Annotated in this window: 20 protein-coding genes; 14 read left to right on the top strand and 6 right to left on the bottom strand. The window is 67.8% G+C overall.

Going from position 1 to position 18,922, the window contains the following annotated elements; genetic code table 11:
• Window positions 1–172: 172 nt before the first annotated feature.
• Both ACZ5XO_RS12800 and ACZ5XO_RS12795 read left to right on the top strand, forming a co-directional pair.
• Complete coding sequence (locus ACZ5XO_RS12800; protein ID WP_464162718.1) at window positions 173–472, top strand: hypothetical protein; 300 nt, start codon at window positions 173–175, stop codon at window positions 470–472.
• Window positions 469–792 (top strand): YnfA family protein, encoded by a 324-nt coding sequence (locus tag ACZ5XO_RS12795; protein WP_464162717.1) that lies wholly within the window; start codon window positions 469–471, stop codon window positions 790–792. Before ACZ5XO_RS12800 ends, ACZ5XO_RS12795 begins: the two co-directional genes overlap by 4 nt.
• Here the strand turns inward: ACZ5XO_RS12795 and ACZ5XO_RS12790 are convergent.
• The 3 genes from ACZ5XO_RS12790 to ACZ5XO_RS12780 are packed head-to-tail and all read right to left on the bottom strand — an operon-like array spanning window position 789 to window position 2,771.
• The gene (locus ACZ5XO_RS12790; protein ID WP_464162716.1) at window positions 789–1,490 is read right to left on the bottom strand and encodes an NAD-dependent deacylase; all 702 of its coding nucleotides are present in this window, start codon (window positions 1,488–1,490) and stop codon (window positions 789–791) included. The two genes, ACZ5XO_RS12795 and ACZ5XO_RS12790, sit on opposite strands and share 4 nt — an antisense overlap.
• A complete protein-coding gene (locus ACZ5XO_RS12785; protein ID WP_464162715.1) occupies window positions 1,487–1,873 on the bottom strand; it encodes a hypothetical protein in 387 nt (128 codons plus the stop codon). Before ACZ5XO_RS12785 ends, ACZ5XO_RS12790 begins: the two co-directional genes overlap by 4 nt.
• Window positions 1,874–1,883: 10 nt before the next feature.
• Window positions 1,884–2,771, bottom strand: a complete 888-nt coding sequence (locus ACZ5XO_RS12780) for a LysR family transcriptional regulator (protein ID WP_464162714.1) — start codon at window positions 2,769–2,771, stop codon at window positions 1,884–1,886.
• A 168-nt stretch (window positions 2,772–2,939) separates the two neighbouring features.
• Here ACZ5XO_RS12780 and ACZ5XO_RS12775 point away from each other — a divergent pair, with 168 nt between their 5' ends.
• The 10 genes from ACZ5XO_RS12775 (at window position 2,940) to ACZ5XO_RS12730 (ending at window position 11,794) form a co-directional block, all read left to right on the top strand.
• Window positions 2,940–4,046 carry an S-(hydroxymethyl)glutathione dehydrogenase/class III alcohol dehydrogenase gene (locus ACZ5XO_RS12775; protein ID WP_464162713.1) on the top strand — a complete coding sequence of 369 codons (1,107 nt, stop codon included), beginning with the start codon at window positions 2,940–2,942 and terminating at the stop codon, window positions 4,044–4,046.
• A gap of 17 nt (window positions 4,047–4,063) precedes the next feature.
• A complete protein-coding gene (locus tag ACZ5XO_RS12770) occupies window positions 4,064–4,528 on the top strand; it encodes a GFA family protein (RefSeq protein ID WP_464162712.1) in 465 nt (154 codons plus the stop codon).
• 62 nt (window positions 4,529–4,590) lie between these two features.
• On the top strand, window positions 4,591–4,977 hold the full coding sequence (locus tag ACZ5XO_RS12765; RefSeq protein WP_464162711.1) for a hypothetical protein: 387 nt from the start codon (window positions 4,591–4,593) through the stop codon (window positions 4,975–4,977).
• Between the two features lie 94 nt (window positions 4,978–5,071).
• Window positions 5,072–5,458 carry a VOC family protein gene (locus ACZ5XO_RS12760; RefSeq protein WP_464162710.1) on the top strand — a complete coding sequence of 129 codons (387 nt, stop codon included), beginning with the start codon at window positions 5,072–5,074 and terminating at the stop codon, window positions 5,456–5,458.
• An 81-nt stretch (window positions 5,459–5,539) separates the two neighbouring features.
• Window positions 5,540–6,241, top strand: a complete 702-nt coding sequence (locus ACZ5XO_RS12755; protein ID WP_464162709.1) for a hypothetical protein — start codon at window positions 5,540–5,542, stop codon at window positions 6,239–6,241.
• Between the two features lie 66 nt (window positions 6,242–6,307).
• Entirely contained in the window at window positions 6,308–6,865 is a 558-nt protein-coding gene (locus tag ACZ5XO_RS12750) for a hypothetical protein (protein ID WP_464162708.1), read from the top strand.
• A 15-nt stretch (window positions 6,866–6,880) separates the two neighbouring features.
• Window positions 6,881–7,714, top strand: a complete 834-nt coding sequence (fghA, locus tag ACZ5XO_RS12745; RefSeq protein WP_464162707.1) for an S-formylglutathione hydrolase — start codon at window positions 6,881–6,883, stop codon at window positions 7,712–7,714.
• Window positions 7,715–7,720: 6 nt separating this feature from the next.
• On the top strand, window positions 7,721–7,966 hold the full coding sequence (locus ACZ5XO_RS12740; protein WP_464162706.1) for a hypothetical protein: 246 nt from the start codon (window positions 7,721–7,723) through the stop codon (window positions 7,964–7,966).
• 114 nt (window positions 7,967–8,080) lie between these two features.
• Window positions 8,081–9,916, top strand: coding sequence for a DUF885 domain-containing protein (locus ACZ5XO_RS12735; protein WP_464162705.1), 1,836 nt, complete (start codon window positions 8,081–8,083; stop codon window positions 9,914–9,916).
• A gap of 87 nt (window positions 9,917–10,003) precedes the next feature.
• The gene (locus ACZ5XO_RS12730) at window positions 10,004–11,794 is read left to right on the top strand and encodes a DUF885 domain-containing protein (RefSeq protein WP_464162704.1); all 1,791 of its coding nucleotides are present in this window, start codon (window positions 10,004–10,006) and stop codon (window positions 11,792–11,794) included.
• 81 nt (window positions 11,795–11,875) lie between these two features.
• On the opposite strand, the gene ACZ5XO_RS12725 is transcribed toward ACZ5XO_RS12730, so the two are convergent.
• Window positions 11,876–13,012 (bottom strand): DUF1176 domain-containing protein, encoded by a 1,137-nt coding sequence (locus ACZ5XO_RS12725; protein WP_464162703.1) that lies wholly within the window; start codon window positions 13,010–13,012, stop codon window positions 11,876–11,878.
• 196 nt (window positions 13,013–13,208) lie between these two features.
• On the opposite strand from ACZ5XO_RS12725, the gene ACZ5XO_RS12720 reads away from it, so the two are divergent.
• On the top strand, window positions 13,209–14,429 hold the full coding sequence (locus tag ACZ5XO_RS12720; RefSeq protein WP_464162702.1) for an NADP-dependent isocitrate dehydrogenase: 1,221 nt from the start codon (window positions 13,209–13,211) through the stop codon (window positions 14,427–14,429).
• A 225-nt stretch (window positions 14,430–14,654) separates the two neighbouring features.
• Window positions 14,655–15,221: a DUF2939 domain-containing protein gene (locus ACZ5XO_RS12715; protein WP_464162701.1), complete on the top strand. Its 567-nt coding sequence runs from the start codon at window positions 14,655–14,657 to the stop codon at window positions 15,219–15,221.
• A gap of 218 nt (window positions 15,222–15,439) precedes the next feature.
• Here ACZ5XO_RS12715 and alaS read toward each other — a convergent pair whose 3' ends face one another.
• Entirely contained in the window at window positions 15,440–18,085 is a 2,646-nt protein-coding gene (gene alaS / locus ACZ5XO_RS12710; protein ID WP_464162700.1) for an alanine--tRNA ligase, read from the bottom strand.
• Between the two features lie 132 nt (window positions 18,086–18,217).
• A complete protein-coding gene (gene rraA / locus ACZ5XO_RS12705; protein WP_464162699.1) occupies window positions 18,218–18,700 on the bottom strand; it encodes a ribonuclease E activity regulator RraA in 483 nt (160 codons plus the stop codon).
• Between the last annotated feature and the right edge of the window lie 222 nt (window positions 18,701–18,922).

Genomic DNA, 18,922 nt, shown 5'->3' with positions numbered 1-18,922 from the left:
TCAGTTTGAACCGAGCCTGGGTGGCACTTGGGTATCTGACGCCCCCGAAGTTTCGAGGCGTTTGAATCTGTTTGTCAGGACGGGAGGGGACGGCTCCTACGCAGGTCTGTGGCGCGACGATGAGGGGCGGTTGCGGTTTGTTCATTGCGGGTCGGGATCGGGATCCACTTGGATGGGGGTGATTACCGATGATGCCGTCCAGTTTCTGCGCTTTCTCGCGATTGGCTACCTGGATGCCTGTTGGCCGGAAGAGCACCGGCTGCGTCCGGTCGAAGCCTATGGGGCTTGTTGGGGGGGAGACGCCGAGGCACCGCCGTTTGATCCTCCGTTGAATTTCCAACGTTGGTTGAGCCAAGCTTTCGGCGTGGTGATCCCGGAGACGGCGTCTGAGGTCGTGGAGACGGCCCCCGGGATGGACGACGAGGCTTCGGCTGATCCGTTCTGGGCATGGGTTCGGCGCGTGCAGGCGTGAAACTCGCCCTCATCTACCCCCTCGCTGCTCTGGCCGAGATCGGCGGCTGCTTCGCCTTCTGGGCCTGGCTGAAGCTGGATCGGTCGCCGGTCTGGCTGGTTCCGGGCGTGCTCAGCCTGATCGCCTTCGCCTGGCTGCTGACGCTTGTGCCGGCCGAGACGGCGGGGCGGGCGTTCGCGGCCTATGGCGGGGTCTATATCGTCGCTTCGCTGGCGTGGATGGCGCTGGTCGAGAAGACGACGCCGGACCGCTGGGACCTGATCGGCGGGGTGGTCTGCCTGATCGGGGCGGGGGTGATCCTGTTCGGGCCGCGCGGCTAGAGCGCGTTGAAGAAGGCGGGCACGGTCTCGCTGGCCGGGCCATAGACGCCCTCGTCGAACAGGCGATGCCCTTGGGTCGGCTCCAGATTGATCTCCACCGTCCGCGCCCCGGCCATGCGCGCCTGTTGCACGAAGCCCGCCGCCGGATAGACCGCGCCCGAGGTGCCGATGGAGACGAACAGGTCGCAGGCGTCCAGCGCCGCCTCGATCCGCTCCATCTGAAGCGGCATCTCGCCGAACCAGACGATGTGCGGGCGCAAGGTCCCGCGCGGGTGATGCGGCGAGGCATGCGCGGCCTCCAGATCGCCGGTCCAGTCGCAGACGACGCCCGACGCCGTGCAGCGCGCTTTCAGCAGCTCGCCGTGCATATGGATCAGCTCGAACCCCGCAGCGGGCGGGGTCTCGACGTGCGCCCGGTCGTGCAGGTCATCGACGTTCTGCGTCACCAGCAGGAAGTCGCCGGTCCACCGCGCCGCCAGATCGGCCAGGGCCCGATGCGCGGCGTTGGGCTGAACCCTGGCCAGATGCCGCCGCCGCTGGTTGTAGAAGTCCTGCACCAGAGACGGGTCGGCCGCGAAGCCCTCGGGCGTCGCCACCGCCTCGATGCGATGCCCCTCCCACAGCCCGTCCGAGGCGCGGAAGGTCGGCACGCCGCTCTCGGCCGAGACGCCGGCGCCGGTGAGGACGACGAGGTTCATCGCTTGGTTCTCCGTTCACGCCGCTGATGCGCGAGCAGGCTTTCCGAGGCGGCGTATTCGCGCGGCAGGTTGAACTTGGCGCGTCGGTCGTAGTCGCGCGCGCTCTTGATCCCTGCGGCGCGCATCAATCGCCAGCCGCGCCATCCCATGAAGGCGGTCGAGGTTACGGCCCACAGGCAGCCGATCAACCAGGCGGGCGCGGGAAGGGGGCCAATGATCAGGTGAAGCGCGAGCAGCGGTGCGAAGGCCGCGAACGCGATCAGCGCCGGAAGGTGGGTGCGCCGAACGGGAAGCGGGCCGACCTGAATATGGCTGGCGGGGCTCGCGAGCTTGTCATCCACCCAGCGGCGGATCTTCAGATAGGTCGGGTGCAGGCTTCGCATTCGCCTGACCCTAACGCCGGTCGGGCGCCGGCGACAGCCGCTCGTGCAGCCAGTCGATCATGGCGCGGACCTTGGGCGGGACGTGGCGGGGGTGGGGATGGACGGCCCAGACGCCTTCGTCGGGCGGGCGGGCCTCGTCCAGCAGGGAGACGAGGGCGCCCGAGGCCAGGGCCTCGGCCACATAGAAATCGGGCAGCTGGCACAGGCCCAGCCCCTGCAAGGCCGCATCCAGCACCGCCGCGCCGGAGTTGCAGCGCCAGCGGCCGGAGGGGCGAAGGCTGACCTCGCGCCCGGCCTCGGTGAAGCGCCAGTGCTCGGCCGAGCCGATCAGGCCGTCGTGGCTGGCGATCTCGGACAGGTCGCGCGGAGCGCCGCGGCGGGCCAGATAGTCGGGGCTGACGCACAGGATCAGCCGCCGCGAGGCCAGCCGTCGCGCCATCAGGCGGGAGTCGGTCAGGTGGCCGAACCGCACCGCCAGATCATAGCCGTCGCCGACGAGGTCACGCAGGCGGTTATCGAGGTCGAGCTCGATCCGCAGCTCCGGGTTCTGGCGCGCGAAGGCGTTGACGGCGGGGGCGATGAAGCGCTCGCCATAGGAGACGGAACAGGTCATGCGCAGCAGGCCGCGCGGGGCCTGATCATCGGGCTGGACGGCGGCCAGGGCCTCGTCGCGCTCGTCGATCAGGCGGCGGCAGCAGGCCAGAAAGTCGCGGCCCGCGTCGGTCAGCTCGACCCGGCGGGTGGTGCGATGGAGCAGGCGGGTCTGCAGCCTGTCCTCCAGCCGGGCGATCTCGCGGCTGACCGCCGAGGTCGACAGACCCAGACGCCGGGCGGCGGCCGAGAAGCTGGCCTGCTCGGCGACAGCGGTGAATTCGTCGATCCCGTCCCAGCGGCTCATCGGGACGTTCGATCATGATTGTTGTCGTACGACAATAATGTTTTGCGGTTGTCGCCGTTTCGGGACGACGCAGACGGGCGTAGAACAGACGCCAATCGCCCACCCTCATGTCCCTCAAGCAGCGAGCGACCGCGTCGCGAGCGTAGGGACGTCCGAAGGACCAGAAGTATGAAAACCCGCGCCGCCGTCGCGTTCGAAGCCAAACGCCCGCTCGAGATCGTCGAGGTCGATCTGGAAGGCCCGCGCGCGGGCGAGGTGCTGATCGAGATCAAGGCGACCGGCGTCTGCCACACCGACGCCTATACGCTGGACGGTCTGGACTCCGAGGGCATCTTCCCCTCGATCCTGGGCCACGAGGGCGCGGGCGTGGTGGTCGAGGTCGGACCGGGCGTGACCAGCCTTGAGGTCGGCGACCACGTGATCCCGCTGTACACCCCGGAATGCCGCCAGTGTAAGTCGTGCCTGAGCCGCAAGACCAATCTGTGCACCTCGATCCGGGGCACGCAGGGCAAGGGCCTGATGCCCGACGGCACTTCGCGCTTCAGCTACAAGGGCCAGCCGATCGCCCACTACATGGGCTGCTCGACCTTCTCGAACTATACGGTCCTGCCCGAGATCGCGGTGGCCAAGATCCGCAAGGACGCTCCCTTCGACAAGGCCTGCTACATCGGCTGCGGCGTGACGACGGGCGTGGGCGCGGTGGTCAACACGGCCAAGGTCGAGCCGGGCGCCAACGCCGTGGTCTTCGGTCTGGGCGGCATCGGCCTGAACGTCATTCAGGGGCTGAAGCTGGTCGGGGCCGACATGATCGTCGGCGTCGACATCAACGGCGACAAGGAAGAGTGGGGCCGTCGCTTCGGCATGACCCACTTCGTCAATCCGAAGGAGGTCCCGGACGTGGTGGCCCATCTGGTCGAACTGACCGACGGCGGCGCCGACTACACCTTCGACTGCACCGGCAACACCGTGGTCATGCGTCAGGCGCTGGAAGCCTGCCATCGCGGCTGGGGCGAGAGCGTCGTCATCGGCGTGGCCGAGGCGGGCAAGGAGATCGCCACCCGTCCGTTCCAGCTGGTCACCGGCCGCGTCTGGAAGGGCTCGGCCTTCGGCGGCGCGCGCGGCCGCACCGACACGCCGAAGATCGTCGACTGGTACATGGACGGCAAGATCGAGATCGACCCGATGATCACCCACACCCTGCCGCTGGAACGCATCAACGAGGCCTTCGACCTGATGCACGAAGGCAAGAGCATCCGCTCGGTGATCGTCTTCTAAACGCGGAAGGACGCGCGATGAGTGACTGGAAACTGCCGTGGAGCGGCGCCTGCCTGTGTGGTCAGGTGCGGGTCCGCGTGACCGAGGCGCCGGTTGTCGCCGCCGCCTGTCACTGTCGCGCCTGCCAGAAGCTGACGGGCGGGGCCTATTCGCTCAGCCTGATGCTACCGGCCTCGGGGCTGTCGATTGAGGGCGAGACCGAGATCGGCGGCCTGCACAATCCTGTGCCGGAGCATCACTTTTGTCCGTCGTGCAAGAACTGGCTGTTCACGCGCGGCATCGCCGGGGGCGCATTCGTGAACCTGAGGCCCAGCCTGCTGGATGACGGGGGCTGGGTCGTCCCCTATGCCGATACCTGGGCGACGGAGCGACTGCCGGGCGTCCAGTCCGGCGCGCGGGTGGACTATCCCGAGTTCCCGCCGGTGGAGGACTACGGTCGATTGATGGAAGGCTATGCCCGCGATGGCGCCAAGCCGGTCTGAGTTCTGCGATAGTCGGTTGCCAGAAGAGGCTTTTGACCTGATGCGCGAGGGTGGGGGCGAGGATGAGCTACGACTTGCTGGTGTTTGAGCCGTCCGCCGTGCCGGCTGAGCCCGAAGCGTTCAAGGCATGGTACGAGGCCTTCATGCGCTGGGACGGGGCGTGGGATTACAACGATCCTGCTGTCTGTTCACCGCGTCTGCAGCAGTGGGAGGCCGGGATGCGACGACGTTTCTGGCCTCTCAACGGTCCGCGCCGTTCACGGCTCGGGCCATGGTTGAGGCCGGATGACGCGGGTGATTTTTCCTGCGCGCCCACTGCCATCTATGCAGGCTTCGCCTGGCAGCGGGTGGAGATTGCTCGCGAGCTGGGGCTTGTCCTCGCCAAGCGAAATGGCGTGGGGTTCTATGACGTCAGCGGCGACGGCTCTGTCTGGCGACCTAACACCTAGCTGAAGTGCAACTAGTCAGTTGCCAAAAGAAACCTTATTGGCCTAGCTTGCTGCGCCCGGCGAACCGGCCGGGCGCATCATCGGGAGGAAGACCATGTTCACCCACGTCACCCTGGGCGCCAACGACGTCGAGGCGTCGCGCAAATTCTATGACGCGGTGCTGGGGGCCCTGGGCCATCAGCCGGGCACGCCCAGCGATGTGCCTCTGCCGGGCATCTGGTACATGACGCCGCGCGGCATGCTGGGCGTGGTCACGCCGCGCGACGGCCAGGCGGCCTGTCACGCCAACGGCGGCACCATCGGTTTTGCAGCGGCCAGCCCCGAAGCGGTCATCGCCTTCGCCGAGGCCGGCGTGGCGGCGGGCGGCGTCGCCATCGAGGACCCGGCCGGTCCGCGCCGCACGCCCTTCGGCGAGATGCACCTGGCCTATCTGCGCGACCCGTCGGGCAACAAGATCTGCGCCGTTCACCGGCCGTCGTAAATAGCCCGGCTTGCGACAACTGACCACGGGGCGACGTCGGCCTGATCCGCTACCACCCCTCGATCAATGGGGAGGATCATCATGAAATTCGACGCGCAAAAGGCTCTGATCGCCTATTCGGGCGTGCTGACGGCTGTCTTTGTGGGGGTGATGGTCTCGGGCGCGGTGTCGGGCGTCGGTCCGGCCCGCTTCACCGAGATCGACGTCCAGCGCATCAATGTGCGCGAGCCGGACGGCACGCTGCGGATGGTGATCTCCAACCAGACCGCCTTCCCGGAAATCCCCTATCGCGGGCGCGAGGTTCCGCATCCGGGGCGCGATTCGGCGGGCATGCTGTTCATGAACGAGGAAGGCACCGAGGTCGGCGGCCTGGTGTTCGGCGGCAAGAACGCCGACGGCGTCAAGACGTCGGGCGGCAGCCTGACTTTCGACGGCTATGAACAGGACCAGACGGTCCAGATCATGGGCTTCCAGCAAGGGGCGCGACGGGTGTCCGGCGTCTTCGTCAACGACCGGCCCGAGGAGTCGATCGACTTCGCCGTGCTGGAGAGTCTGGCGGGCCTGACCCCCGAACAGCAGCAAGAGGCGATGAAGACCGCCAATCTGGAGGGCTTCCCGCGCGCCTTCCTGGGGCGTCAGGGCTCGGGCGCGTCGGAACTGGTGCTGCGCGACGGCGCGGGCAAGGCGCGTCTGGTGCTCAGCGTGGCGGCCGACGGCGGGGCGCGGATCATCTTTATGGACGAGAACGGTCAGGCGACGCGCGTGGTGACGCCCGAAGGCTGACGGCGGGCCTATCTGCCTTGGTCCGCACGGGATAAAGCAGGGCCTGGGTTTGAAGGCGGAGACGAGATGAGGGCGAAAGCGGCGATGACGGCGGGGCTGGCGGCGTTCAGCCTGTCGCTGGGATTGGCGGCCTGCGATCGGGGCGCCGACAGAGCGCCTGTGGCCGAAGCGCCGGCCGAGGCCTGGGTGGGCAAGGACGTGGTTCTGTACCTGCCCGATCCGGTCATGAAGGCGCGGGTCGAGGTCTCGGCCCTGTCGCCCTATGTCAACGCCGCGACGCTGGCGGCCGAGGGCGCCGTGCGCGCCGCCCCGGTTCAGCCCGGCGCCTCGGGCATGCTGCTGCTGATGGTCAAGCCGGGCGGGCGGGCGAAGGCCTGGGTCGTCACTGGCGATCCGGCGCCGAACACCGAGACGCTCGCGGCGGTGGTCAAGGCGGTCGAGGCCGTGCCCGCGCCCGCCGTGCGCGAGGGACCCATCCTGGTCGGGGTCGGCTTCGAGGCCTGGGGCGGCGGCGCGCCGCCCGCCGGGGCCAGCCCGCCAATTCCGCGCGAATGGTATGCGCATTTCTCGAAGGACGGCGGCCGACTGGACGACGCCTTCATGGCCCGCGTCTGGCCTGACTGATCGGAGTTTGAGTTGATGGAAACGGTCAAGACCCACGTCGTTCACGGCGGAACCCTGCGCTATCTGAAGCACGACAGCGCGACGACGGGCACGCCCATGACCCTGTCGGTGTTCACGCCCGCAGGCGAAGGGCCTTTCCCGGTCCTGATCTGGCTGTCGGGCCTGACCTGCACCGAGGACAATTTCACCACCAAGGCCGGGGCCTACAAGGCCGCCGCCGAGCACGGCGTCATCATCGTCGCGCCGGATACTTCGCCGCGGGGCGAAGGGGTGGCGGATGATCCCGCCTATGACCTGGGCCAGGGCGCGGGCTTCTATGTCGACGCGACTGAAGCGCCCTGGGCGCCGCATTTCCGCATGGAGACCTATGTCACGGACGAGCTGATCGCCCTGATCGACGCCGCGTTTCCGACCACGAAGACGCGTTCGATCTTCGGCCATTCCATGGGCGGGCACGGCGCCCTGACCCTGGCCCTGCGCCATCCCGAACTGTTCAGGTCCGTTTCGGCCTTCGCACCCATCGCGTCGCCGACGCGCTGTCCGTGGGGCGAGAAGGCCTTCACCGCCTATCTGGGCGAGGATCGCGCCGAATGGGCGAAACACGATGCGGCTCTGCTGATCGAAGGCGGCGCGGCGGCGGGACGCTTTGACGACATCCTGGTGGATCAGGGCGACGCCGACAGCTTCCTGACGGATCAGCTGAAGCCGGAACTGCTGGCCGCGGCGGCCGAAAAGGCGGGCCAGGGGCTGACCCTGCGGATGCAGCCGGGCTATGATCACTCCTACTTCTTCATGGCCAGCTTCGTGGACGACCACGTGGCCTTCCATGCGACCCGCCTGAAAGCCTGAGACTTCATGACTGACGCCGCCCCCGACTTCGCCCACGTGGACCTCGACGCGATGTTCGCCGCCCTGTGCAGCGAGGTCGGCTTCTGCCTGCATGACAAGGGTCAGAAGAAGGTGATCGCGGCCCTGCCCAAGGGTCTGGACGCGGCGATGAAGGCGGTGCTGGCGGCCGAGGGCGTGGACGAGCCCAATGCGCCGGGCGACCTGAAGAAGGCCGTGCGCGACTGCCTCAAGGCCCACGTCCAGCCGGTCTGATTTCATGCGGCGGCGCAGCATGGACGAAACTTCATCTGCGTCATGACCGTGACGGCTTGCGGGGCGGCAAGGCTTCGCTAGTGTCCCCTCCCATTGCTTTTGGGAGGAAGCCCGATGATGGACCGTCGCCGCCTGTTGATGACCGCCGCCCTGGGAGGCGCGTTCGCGACCTCCGGCGCCGCCCGCGCGCTTGCGCAGGCCGCCACGACGGCGCCCGCCGCGGGACCCGCCTCGGCCCAGTTCCTGGCCCTGCTGGACAAGATCGCGCAGGAGATGATCCTGTCCGACCCCGAGACCCTGACCGCCCTGGGCATGGACCGGGGACCGATGGCCGCCGCCCGCTTCAAGCTGAGCGACCGCTCGCAGGCCAAGATCGACGCCGACAAGGCCAGGTTCCGCGACGGCATGAAGGCCGTGAAGGCCATCGACCGGGCCCAGCTGACGACTGACGAGCAGACCTATTACGACTCGCTGGAGTTCTTCGGCGACACGGTGGAGGAGGGCTACGCCTTCCCCTATGGCGGCGGCATGTTCCCTTCGCCCTATACGGTCAGCCAGCTGGGCGGCGCCTATCAGCAGATCCCCGACTTCCTCGACAGCCAGCACCGTATCGAGGCGGCTGACGACGCAGACGCCTATCTGTCGCGCCTGTCGGACTTCGCCAAAGGTCTGGACGACGAGCGCGCCCGCATGCAGGCCGATTTCGCCGCCGGCGCCGTGCCGCCTGACTTCGTCATCGACCGCACCCTGACCCAGATGGCGGCCATCACCGGCACGGCTCCGGCGGATTCGGTCATGAGCCAGTCCCTGGCCCGTCGCGCCGCCGAGAAGAACATCCCCGGCGACTGGGCCGCGCGCGCCCAGGCCATCCTGACCAATGAGGTCTATCCCGCGATCCAGCGTCAGGCTGACGCCTTCAAGGCTGTGCGGCCCGGCGCGACCCATGACGGTGGCGTCTGGCGCCTGCCGCAAGGCGAGGACTATTACCGTTTCGGTCTGAAATACTTCACCACCTCGTCGATGACCCCGGATGAAGTCCACCAGATGGGTCTGGAACAGGTGGCGGAAATCTCGGCCCGCGCCGACGTCCTGCTGAAGGCGCAGGGCATGACGCAAGGCTCGGTCGGCGAGCGGATCGCCGCTCTCGGCAAGGATCCGCGCTTCGTCTATCCGAATACCGACGAGGCCAAGGAAGAGCTGATCAAGGAGCTCAACGTCCAGATGGTCGCCATGCAGGCGCGCATGCCGGAATACTTCGGCCGCCTGCCCAAGTCGCCGTGCGACATCAAGCGCGTGCCCAAGGCCATCGAGGCCGGCGCGCCGGGCGGCTACTATCAGGGGCCGGCCCTGGATGGATCGCGACCGGGCGCCTACTACATCAACCTGCGCGACACGGCGGAATGGCCCAAGTGGACCCTGCCGACCCTGACCTATCATGAGGCGGTTCCGGGTCACCACTTCCAGATCGCCCTGCAGCAGGAGAAGCCGGACACCCCTCTGCTGATGAAGGTCATGGGCTTCTCGGCCTATTCCGAGGGATGGGGCCTCTACGCCGAGCAACTGGCGGACGAGATCGGCGCCTATGAAAACGATCCCTTCGGCCAGATCGGCTATCTGCAGTCGCTGATGTTCCGCGCGGCGCGCCTGGTGGCGGACTCGGGCCTGCACCACAAGCGCTGGAGCCGCGAGCAGGGCATCCGCTACATGGTCGACACCCTGGGCGATCAGGAATCCAGCATCGCCACGGAGATCGAGCGCTACTGCGTCTGGCCGGGCCAGGCGTCCAGCTACAAGGTCGGCCACACCACCTGGGTCAGGCTGCGCGAGGACGCCAAGCGTCGCCTGGGCGCCCGCTTCGACATCAAGGGCTTCCACGATACCGGCCTGAACCTGGGCGGCGTGCCGCTGACGGTGCTGGAGCGGACCATCAACGCCTGGACGCCCGCCTAAACCACGACACGGGCGCGCCGGCCTGACGATAGTATGCGTAGGGAGGGGGCGTGCGGCGTCGCGCCGTCCTCATCGGGGAGAAAGACCATGATCGATCGCCGTCGCCTTCTGCTGACCGCCGCCGCCACGGCCGCCGTCGCGCCCTCTCTGGCCCATGCCGCTGGCGCCGACGCCGACGCGCGCCTGAACGCCCTGCTGGACGGCTGGTTCGAGGCCGATATCGATGAGTCGCCCGAGCGCGCCACCAACCTGGGTCTGGACAAGGGCGCGCGCGCCGGTCTGTCGTCCAAACTCAGCGAAGCCGGTCCCGACGCCATCCGCAAGGATCGCGACAAGGCCATCAACCGCTGGGCTGCGCTGCGCGCCTTCGACCAGACGGGGCTCAGCGAAGCCGGCGCCCTGAACTACGCCATCGCCGCCTTCGGCCGCGAGACCTCGGCCGAGACCTCGCGCTTCGCCTATGGCGCGGGGCCGGGCCGGCCCTCGCCCTATGTCGTGACCCAGTTGTCGGGCGCCTATTTCCAGACGCCGGACTTCATGGACAACCAGCACCGTATCGAGGATGCGGCGAGCGCCGACGCCTTCCTGTCGCGCCTGTCGGCCTTCGCGGGCGTGCTGGACGGTGAGACGGACAAGGTGCGCGAGGACGCCGGCCTGGGCGTCATCCCGCCGGACTTCATCATCGACCGCATGCTGCCCCAGGTCCGCACCCTGCGCGACACCAAGGCCGCAGACATGGCCATGATCAAGTCGCTGGTGCGCAAGACCGCTGCGCTGAACCTGACCGGCTATGACGCCCGCGCCGCCGCCATCGTCGACCAGCAGATCAAGCCCGCCCTGGCCCGTCAGGTCGCGGCCCTGGAGGCCATCCGCCCGCAGGCGACGCATGACGCCGGGGTCTGGCGCCTGCCCGACGGCGAGGCCTTCTACGCCAACGGGCTGAAGTCCAACACGACCACCACCCTGAGCGCCGCCGAGATCCACCGGATGGGCAAGGCGCAGGTCGCCGAGATCAGCGCCGAGATCGACGCCATCCTGAAGTCGCAGGGCTATACGCAAGGGACCGTGGGCGAACGTGTCCAGGCCCTGAACCGGGACCCGGCGCAACTGTTCCCCAACACCGACGCGGGCAAGGAAGAACTGCTGGCCTGGCTGAACGAACAGGTCGCCGCGCTGGAGCCGAAACTGCCGACCGTCTTCGGCCGTCTGCCGAAAACCCACGTCGAGATCCGCCGCGTGCCGGTGTCGATCCAGTCGGGTGCGCCAGGCGGATACTATCAGGGACCGCCGCTGGATGGCTCGCGTCCGGGCGCCTACTACATCAACCTGCGCGACAGCGGGAACTGGCCGAAGTTCGCTCTGCCGACCCTGACCTATCACGAGGCCTCGCCGGGCCACCACCTGCAGGTCGCCCTGCAGCGCGAGTCGGGCGAGCTGCCGCAATGGCGCCGCGCGGGGGGCTTCTCGGCCTATAACGAGGGTTGGGCCCTCTACGCCGAGGCGGTCGCCGCCAATGATCTGGACGCCTATGCGGCTGATCCTCTGGGCCGCGTGGGCTTCCTGATGTCCTACCTGTTCCGGGCCGTGCGCCTGGTGGTCGACACCGGCCTGCATTCCGAGCGCTGGAGCCGCGAGCAGGCGGTGGAATATATGGCGGCCTCGGGCGCCAAGCCGCTGGACGCCTCGAACAGCGAGATCAACCGCTACACCGTCTGGCCGGGCCAGGCCTGCGCCTACAAGGTCGGCCACACCGTCATCGCCCGCCTGCGGGCCGAGGCCGAGGCCAGGCCCGGCTTCGACCTGCGCGCCTTCCACGACAAGGTGCTGATGAACGGCTCCCTGCCGCTGGCGGTGCTGGAGGCCCAGATGCGGGCCTGAGGCCTCGCGCAGGACTGCAACGAAAGACGGCCCGGACGTTCGCGCGTCCGGGCCGTTTTCATCTCTGACGCCGAGCGAGGATCAGGTCGCCGCGCGCCAGGTGGTCGGCCACAGGTCCTGGGGAACGGCCGTGCAGCTCGGCATGACCTTCTCGTCCAGCAGGGCGAAGCGCTCGCCGGTCCAGGCCCAGACGCCCATGCGGCCGCAATCGCCGATGCCGCGCCCCTTGCCGAAGGCGAAGAGGGTGCGGGTCTTGGGATCATAGCGGCTGTTGACCAGGGTCTCCTCGCTGCCCGTCGCTGTGGGGAAGACGACCGGCTGGGGCGAGGTTCGGTCGGCCGGGGTGATGAAATAGACCTGGTTGAAGTTGTAGGCGCCTTCGCCGCAAGGCACGGCCCACAGCAGCTTGTCAGCCGCCAGTCGGAAGACCTCGACGCTCGGTTCGAACCGTTCGCCCCTGCGGGTTTCAGCCAGGCATTCCTTGACCTTGGCGTGGGCCAGAAGGGCGGGGGAAAGATCGTCCTGGACCAGTCCGTTCTGGGCGACGGCGGCCGCCACGGCCACGCGCGGCGCGGCGGGGCCGGCGGGCACCTCGGCGGCCGGGCGGTCGCCGCGCCGGATCAGGGCCGTGGGCGTGTTCAGTCGCCCCTGACGCTCGTCGATCCACAGGAAGGCGGCGGCGGCCCCGCCCAGGCTGACCTTCATCTGCTCGTCCCCGCGTCGCAGGGCCATGAAGGATCCGTTGCCCAGATCATGCAGCAGTTCGGGCGAGGGGGTCCTGAAGGCGATGACGTCGCCCTCCTCGTCCATCTTGGTGTTCTGGCCCGCATAGCGGCGGCCGTCGATCACGGCGTAAACGGAGCCCTGGCCGTCCTCCAGACCCCAGCCGCCCATATGGACGACGGGGCGGGCTTCGGGACCGGGGGCCAGGGACACCAGGACAAAGCCCATGTCTTCATGCGCAGAACCGAAGGCCACACAGTGGTTGGTGTTGTCGCAGGTCGCGGTCCAATCACGGAACTCGCGGGTCACGCTTGGCGGATTGGCCGTCGCCTGAGCGGCGGGGGCGGGCGATGTCGCCGCGGTCTCGATCGCGGCGTCGGCGGCGGCGAGCGTCGTCGCGGTCGGCGCTTCGCCCTTCCTGTCGCCACAGGCCCCCAGAGCCAGCGGCAAGGTCAGGGCGGCGGAAGCGGTCAGCAACAGGCTGCGAAGCGTCATGTCGGGCGTCTCGTCGGCAGAAGGGCGAAGAAAAAGGAGAAGCCCATCAACGGCCAAGCTGGCCTGTGGTTCAAGCGGTAAGGGGGCTTTTTACGCCGGGGCGCCGATCTGCCCGCTCAGCCTTTGCGCCCGCGCGCGCGTCTCGCTATACCGCCCGCACGATATTCCTTCCCTGATTAAGAGACAGAGGCAGAGCATGGCCAAGATCAAGGTCGCCAACCCCATCGTGGACATCGACGGCGACGAAATGACCCGGATCATCTGGCAGATGATCAAGGACAAGCTGGTCTTCCCCTATCTGGACCTGGAGCTCGACTACTACGACCTCGGCATGGAGCACCGCGACGCCACCGACGATCAGGTGACGATCGACGCGGCCCACGCGATCCAGAAGCACGGCGTCGGCGTGAAGTGCGCCACCATCACTCCGGACGAAGCCCGGGTGAAGGAATTCGGCCTGAAGAAGATGTGGAAGTCGCCGAACGGCACCATCCGCAACATCCTGGGCGGCGTGGTCTTCCGCGAGCCGATCATCTGCTCGAACGTGCCGCGTCTGGTTCCGGGCTGGACCCAGCCGATCGTCGTCGGCCGTCACGCCTTCGGCGACCAGTACAAGGCCACCGACTTCCTGATGCCGGGCGCCGGCACCCTGTCGATCAAGTTCGTCGGCGACGACGGTGAAGTCATCGAGCACGAAGTGTTCAAGTCCCCGTCGGCCGGTGTGGCCATGGGCATGTACAACCTCGACTCGTCGATCCGTGACTTCGCCCACGCCTCGTTCAGCTACGGCCTGGCCCGCAACTACCCGGTCTATCTGTCGACCAAGAACACGATCCTGAAAGCCTATGACGGCCGCTTCAAGGACATCTTCCAGGAAGTGTTCGACGCCGACTACGCCGAAGAGTTCAAGGCTCGTGGCCTGACCTACGAACACCGTCTGATCGACGACATGGTGGCCGCCGCCATCAAGTGGTCGGGCGGTTTCGTCTGGGCGTGCAAGAACTACGACGGCGATGTGCAGTCGGACATCGTGGCGCAAGGCTTCGGCTCGCTGGGCCTGATGACCTCGGTCCTGATGACGCCGGATGGCAAGATCATGGAAACCGAAGCCGCCCACGGCACGGTGACCCGTCACTACCGCCAGCATCAGAAGGGCGAGGCCACCTCGACCAACTCGATCGCTTCGATCTTCGCCTGGTCGGCCGGTTTCAAGCACCGCGCCAAGCTGGACGACAACGGTGCGCTGCTCGAGTTCGCCGAGACGCTGGAACGCGTCGTTGTCGAAACCGTCGAGTCGGGCTTCATGACCAAGGACCTGGCCCTGCTGGTCGGCGACCAGCAGTCGTGGCTGACCACCGAAGGCTTCCTGGACAAGGTGTCCGAGAACCTGCGCAAGGCCCTGCCGAACATCGGCTAGTAGCGCTACCGCGCTTCGCGCTGCTTGAGCGCGTAGGTGCGAATATCAAGGCCCGCTGGAGAAATCCGGCGGGCCTTTTTGCTGCGCGCGTCCCGGAATGACACCGGGTGTTAACGACGCCCTTGAGCCCCCCGTCGAACCATGCCCTTAATGCTGTTGGGGGTTTTCGAGGTTGTGCCGCAGCATGTCGCTTACCCGTCGCGTTCGTAGGGCAGGGGAGGGCCGATGAACCGGAAACTGATCATTCGACTGGGGGGCGTCGCCGTGGCGGCCTTCGTTCTGGCCTATGCGGCCTCGCCGTTCCTGGCGGCGCGGTCGCTGGTGCAGGCGGCCAGGAGCGGCGACGAACGGGCGCTGGAGCGTCAGGTCGATTTTCCAGCCTTTCGGGCCAGCCTCAAGGACGAGCTGAGCGCCCGCATGGTGTCCGAGATGCGCAAGGACAGCCGACTGGGCGACAGCGGCCTGTCGGGTCTGGGCATGCTTCTGGCCCCGGCCCTGGTCGGCGGCGCGGTGGACGCCTTCGTCACCCCCCAGGCCATATCGGCCATGGTGCGAGAGGGCGAGGCGCCCAAGCCGGACCTGGCCAAGGTCGAACCGGAGACCGGACCGAAGCCTGAGGACCAGTCCGAGAGCAAGAAGGTGCGCCAGTCCTGGAGCTACCGCGACCTCGACACCTTCGCCGTCACCCTGACCCGCGACGACCAGCCGGACGAGCAGGTCTCCCTGCTGATGAAGCGCCGCAACCTGTTCGGCTGGAAGCTGGCGGGGATTGATCTGAGCAGGCCGGAGTAATGACTTCCCTCTCCCGGCGGGAGAGGGCTTGAGCGCACGGCGGCGCAGCCGCCGTTCTTGCGCGAAAGGGTGAGGGGCTTGTCCCATCAGTCGGCGAAAGCCGTCGCGCGACGCCCTTCGGCCGACTTTACCGTTGAACCCTCACCCTTTCGCCTTCGCCAATCGCTGCGCTCTTGGAGGCTCAAACCCTCTCCCATTGGGAGAGGGTAGAGGTAAGATCAGCCCTTCAGGGCCGCGCGGATGGCGTTCAGGCCATCCTCGGCCTTCGACCCGTCCGGGGCGCCGCCCTGGGCGAAGTCGGGCTTGCCGCCGGCGCCCTTGCCGCCCATGGCGATGACGGCGTCGCGGGCCAGGTCGGCCGCGTTCACCTTGCCGGCCATGTCCGGGGTGGCGGCGACGGTGATGGCCGCCTTGCCGTCGACGACGCCGACCAGGGCGACGACGCCCGAGCCGAGCTGCTTCTTGAAGTCCTCGGCCACGCCGCGCAGGCCCTTGCCGTCCACGCCGTCCAGAACGCGGGCGATCAGCTTGACGCCGCCGATCTCTTCGGGGGCCGCATTGGCGCCCGCGCCGCCGCCCAGGGCCAGCTGCTTCTTCAGGTCGGCGACCTGCTTCTCCAGCGTCTTGACCGAGGCCTGCAGGCCCTCGACGCGGGCCGGAACCTCGGCGGTCTGGATCTTGAAGCCCTGGGCCAGCGAACGCGCGACATTGGCCTGATCCAGCAGGAAGCGGCGTGCCGCCTCGCCGGTCAGGGCCTCGACGCGGCGCACGCCGGCGGCCACGCCGCCTTCCGAGACGATCTTGAACAGGGTGATGTCGCCGGTGCGGAAGACGTGGGTGCCGCCGCACAGTTCAACCGAATAGGCGCCGGGACCGTTCAGGGCGCGGCCGATGGTCAGGACGCGGACCTCGTCGCCGTACTTCTCGCCGAACAGGGCCACGGCGCCGGCCGCGATGGCGGCGTCCGGCGTCATCAGCTCGGTCGTGACCGGGACGTTCTGGCGGATGACGGCGTTCACCTCGTCCTCGACGCGGGCGATCTCCTCGTCCGTCATCGGGGCGTTGTGGCTGAAGTCGAAGCGCATGCGCTCGGCGTCGACCATCTGGCCCTTCTGGGCGACGTGGGCGCCCAGGACGTTCTTGACGGCGGCGTGGAAGAGGTGGGCGGCCGAGTGGTTGGCGCGGGTGGTCGGGCGCGAGCCTTCCTCGACCGTGGCGGTCACGGATGCGCCGGTCGCCAGGGAGCCCTGGGTCACCTGGACCGTGTGAACATGCAGGTCGCCGCCGTGCTTCTTGGTGTCCAGGACGCGGCCTTCGCCGCCGCTCCAGACGAAGGCGCCCTTGTCGCCCGCCTGACCGCCGCCTTCGCCGTAGAAGGGGGTCTTGTCCAGCAGGACCTCGACCGTTTCGCCGGTCGCGGCGGACGCAGCCTCGGCGCCGTCCTTGACGATGGCCAGGACCTTGCCCTCGCCGGTTTCGGACTCATAGCCGGTGAACTCGGTGCCGCCGTGCTGGTCGCGCAGGGCCAGCCAGGCGCCGGCCGAGGCCGTCTGGCCCGAGCCCTTCCAGTGCTCGCGCGAGCGGTCGCGTTGCTCGGCCATGGCGCTCTCGAAGCCGTCGACGTTGACGCTGAAGCCGCGACGGCGGGCTTCGTCCTGCGTCAAGTCCAGCGGGAAGCCGTAGGTGTCGTACAGGGTGAAGGCCGTCTGGCCGTCCAGCATGTCGCCGGCCTTGAAATCGGCCGTCGCCTGATCGAACAGGTTCATGCCGCGGCCGAGCGTGGTGCGGAAGCGGATCTCTTCCTGCTTCAGCGTGTCCTCGATGAAGGCCTGGGCGCGGCCCAGTTCCGGATAGGCCTCGCCCATTTCCTGCACCAGGGTCGGCACCAGACGGTGCATCAGCGGATCGGCGGCGCCCAGCAGGTGGGCGTGGCGCATGGCGCGGCGCATGATGCGGCGCAGGACATAGCCCCGGCCCTCGTTCGAGGGCGTCACGCCGTCGGCGATCAGGAAGGCGGTCGAGCGCAGGTGGTCGGCGATGACCCGGTGCGACGGGGCGCGCTCGCCCTCGGCCTTGGTCGAGGTCAGCTCTTCCGAGGCGTTGATCAGGCTCTTGAACAGGTCGACTTCATAGTTGGAATGAACGCCCTGCAGGACGGCGGCGATGCGCTCCAGACCCATGCCGGTGTCGACCGACTTCTTGGGCAGTTCGCGAACGATCTCGTCGTTCTCCTTCTCGAACTGCATGAAGACGTTGTTCCAGATCTCGACGAAGCGGTCGCCGTCCTCGTCGGGCGAACCGGGAGGACCGCCGAAGATGTGGTCGCCGTGGTCGTAGAAGATCTCGGTGCAGGGGCCGCACGGGCCGCTGTCGCCCATGGCCCAGAAGTTGTCGTTGGTCGGGATGCGGATGATCTTCTCGTCCGCGAAGCCGGTGACCTTCTTCCAGATGTCGAAGGCCTGATCATCGGTGTGATAGACGGTGACCAGCAGACGCGCAGGGTCCAGGCCGAACTCCCTGGTCAGCAGGGTCCAGGCGCTCTCGATGGCGTGGTCCTTGAAATAGTCGCCGAACGAGAAATTGCCCAGCATTTCAAAGAAGGTGTGGTGACGCGCGGTATAGCCGACGTTGTCCAGATCGTTGTGCTTGCCGCCGGCGCGGACGCATTTCTGCGAAGAGGTGGCGCGCTTGTAGGGCGGGACGGCGGCGCCGGTGAAGTAGTCCTTGAACGGCACCATGCCGGCGTTGACGAACAGCAGGGTCGGGTCGTTCTGCGGCACCAGCGGAGCCGACTGCACCTTCTCGTGGCCGTCGGCCGCGAAGTAGTCGAGGAAGGTGGAGCGGATCTGTTTCAGGCTGGTCATGGCGTATCGCTCTAAGGAATTCGGGCGCGCGGGGAGAATATCGGAACGGGCGTCATATAGGGATTTTGCGCCGAGCGCATCATTGGCGCGTGATCGCGTGCGTCGGCGCGCGCTTTTCCGGCCGGGCGGGCTCTAATCGTGCAGGCGATGCGGCGTGACGATGACCCCGTCCGCGTCGGCGTAGAGCCAGTCGCCGGGGGTGAAGATGACGCCGCCGAAGGCGGTGGGGATGTCGATCTCGCCGATGGCGTCGCGGTCGGCGCGCAGGGGGATGGTGCCGACGGCCTTCACGGCGATCGGCATGGTGTCGATGACGCCGCTGTCGCGGATGGCGCCATGGACGACGATCCCGGCCCAGCCGTTGTCGATGGCGAGCTTGGCCAGGTTGTCGCCGACCAGGGCGCGTTTCAGCGAGCCGCCGCCGTTGACCACCAGCACCGCCCCCTGACCAGGGCGCTCCAGCGCCTGCCGGACCAGGGCGTTGTCGTCCAGCACGCTGAGGGTGCGGATCGGGCCGTGGAAGGCCGCCGTCTGACCGAAGCTGCGGAAGGGGATGTGGCAGACCTTCACCACGTCGGGGTGGGCGTCGCAGAGGTCGGCGGTGGCGGTGGACATGGGGAGGCTCCGGTTCTTCGCGGCCAAGTTTGCCCGGCGGGGAGGGGGAGGAACAGTCGGGACGGTGAGAAAAGAGGCGCGACTTCCTCTGGTCATGCGGGGATGTCGCTGACCGGCCCCCTTCCCCCTTGATGGGGGAAGGGTCGGGGATGGGGGTGTGGGCGTCGCCATTTATCGAGCCGTGTGTCACCCCCACCCAACCCTCCCCCATCAAGGGGGAGG

This window comes from Brevundimonas sp. T2-11, assembly GCF_055397675.1.
Note: the sequence above shows the minus strand (reverse complement) of the source record. Positions and strands in the feature narration are given on the sequence as shown.